We start from the raw sequence: 627 nt of genomic DNA, 5'->3' as shown, positions 1-627 counted from the left end.
GGCGTTGGATTCTTTATCGTTGGATTCCTGCTCGCTGGTCACGCAGGCGAGTGCGCTAAATGACAAGCCAGCAAGCGCAAGCACCGATAATAGCGTTTTTATAATCTTCATCTTTTCTTGCCCTTCGTTATTTTTGTTGGGCAGAGCTACATCTTCTGCGCGATCAAGCTTGGAACTGATGAAGATTTATGTCCAAGCACTGGGCGCATTTTGAAAACAAATTGGTCTTTTGTTACACGAACGCCTAACAGGCTTGTTTGCTATTGGCTAGCAACTTTCGAGTAGGCCTTGCATTTGGTCTGTGGATAAAAGCTTTCGCTGTTGTACGAGTTCCACAAAAGATACCTTAAGTTGATTGGATTCGTTGATCAGTTCACTGGTGAGTTTATAGCCGAGCAGGGGATTAAATAGCGTTGCTAGTGCATGTGACTGGCGTAAGTTTTTCTCGCACTGATCAGTATTTGCCTCGATGTGATCGACGCATTTTTCGCGTAGCAATTGGCAGCCAATCAGCAACCTATCCATCGCTGTGAAAAGGCATTCCGCCATTAGCGGCTCGAATGCATTCAGTTGTAATTGCGCCTGCTCCGCCGCCATGCAAACGGCATGGTCTTTACCGATAACATC

2 protein-coding genes are annotated in these 627 nt (G+C 46.3%); one reads left to right on the top strand and one right to left on the bottom strand.

What is annotated here, in order from left to right; all coding sequences use genetic code 11:
- Positions 1 to 214, top strand: a 214-nt coding sequence (locus ACFQEU_RS17405) for a hypothetical protein (protein WP_379784200.1), incomplete at its 5' end; no start/stop codon positions are given.
- A 53-nt stretch (positions 215 to 267) separates the two neighbouring features.
- On the opposite strand, the gene ACFQEU_RS17400 is transcribed toward ACFQEU_RS17405, so the two are convergent.
- Positions 268 to 627: hypothetical protein (locus tag ACFQEU_RS17400; protein WP_465261188.1), on the bottom strand; the 360-nt coding region annotated here is incomplete at its 5' end.

Origin of the sequence: Halorubrum tibetense, from assembly GCF_042661865.1 — an archaeon.
Lineage (GTDB): Archaea > Halobacteriota > Halobacteria > Halobacteriales > Haloferacaceae > Halorubrum > Halorubrum tibetense.
The sequence above is the reverse complement of the archived record's forward strand: the minus strand, read 5'-3'. Positions and strand labels throughout refer to the sequence as shown.